The organism is Vibrio sp. 1557, from assembly GCF_033340175.1.
Taxonomy (GTDB): Bacteria; Pseudomonadota; Gammaproteobacteria; order Enterobacterales; family Vibrionaceae; genus Vibrio; species Vibrio alginolyticus.
Map to the genome: position 1 here is coordinate 1 of NZ_JAWOVZ010000104.1, position 1,544 is coordinate 1,544.

Sequence of the window (1,544 nt, forward strand, 5' to 3'; positions counted from 1 at the left end):
AAGCCAATTTTACTGCTCTTGCTGTTTGCACCGCGGTTGAACGGGCCATCAGGGTAATGGCCTTTAGTTTTATCTTTCTCCCAACATGGGCTGTTGTGACACGTTGCATTTGTAGATGCTTTTTCAATGACAAACTGACCGATACTGGCATCGCCGATGCGTTTCCATTCTGCCTTTTGGGGTGCTGGTGGCACAAAACGATCTTGGTATTCGCCAAGCTCTCCTAAGTAAAAATGCTGTTGTAGACTTGGCGCAAAATGGGCGTAGTTTTTTACGTCCTCTTTGTTTGCGTTTAGCGCAACCACATCGTAGGTAACTTTCTCAAACGGTTGATTCATGTATACAAAGCCTTGGTTTTTAGGGTAAGTCCAATCTTGACTTTGCACTTTGAAGTACTTCGGATAGAAACGTCCGATATGGCGATAACCTTCGTTAACCTTCATGCCAAAATACGTACTGTCGAGGTTTGCTTTCACTTTCAAGCTGCCGACTTCTGCCCAATACAATCCGTTAAAAACGAAGCGATGGTTCTTGGCTGATTGGTGTCCTTGAGTTAACGCATAATTACTTTTCAACAGCGTTGAGGTTTGATTTGCCGTTTCTAAAGGCGAGTGTTGCTCGCTCGACAAAACAACCGATGCTGCTGGTGCGCCATCATGCATAAAGTTGGTCGTGACCAAAGCATCACAATAAGCTGATGAGTCGATAGGATCACTGATAGAACCCCCTTTTTGCCAGATGATGGGTTTCACCGTTAACGAGAAATGTTCGCCAGCGGCAATGAACTTATCACCTTGTTCGGATGTGCCTGAAGGCAAGGTGTTTTGGTTCTCACAGATTGCCAAGGTCCATGGTCGCGAGTACACATTAAACTTGCCTGTTACTTCAACTGTGCCGTCGTCCGGACACTCTGAAAATCCTTTACATTCGAATTGGTCGGATAACGTCACCTCGAACAGTCCGGATTCGTTAGTAATTAAGCCATGTTCCGATAATCCGTCTTTGAACTCAGCAGAATAACTAAAATCACCTTCGCTTCCACCGAGAGGTTTAATCAAAGGGTGAACTACTTTGGGTTTACCATTGTAATTGCTGGCAACGACGGGTTCTCCTGTGGAGGCACAAGCGAGCAGACGTGTATGAACATTTTCTGGTTTACCAGCGATGACGCGAATTTCATTCAGTGTCCGTCTTTCATTTGAATACGCTTCGAACATAAACGGCGTAAACATGAAGTTGACTGTTTGCTCCTTAGCGGAGTCTCCGACCATTGTGAAAGTCAAAGAGTAATTGGCGTCTAATGCGATCTTATCGATGTCGTTTGGAACCACACGAACAACGAGCTCACCATTATCGTTAGATTGAAACTGGTTTTCAGTTGATGTCGGTTTCCCTTTCACCACCTCTAGCGTGAACAAGTCGGGATCAGACAATATTGCCATCACGGGTGCGCTGACTACTTCATCATTGTTGGTTGTGATCGCTGTGAATTGCGGGAGATCGTCACCGCACATCAACGCCATGTCATCAGATGGTGTCACCGT

The 1,544-nt window shown here is 45.5% G+C and carries 1 protein-coding gene; it reads right to left on the reverse strand.

Annotated features, from left to right (window positions below; all coding sequences use genetic code 11):
* Positions 1 to 1,544 (reverse strand): DUF6701 domain-containing protein (locus R7070_RS24980; RefSeq protein ID WP_318141367.1); only part of this gene is annotated, 1,544 nt, incomplete at both ends.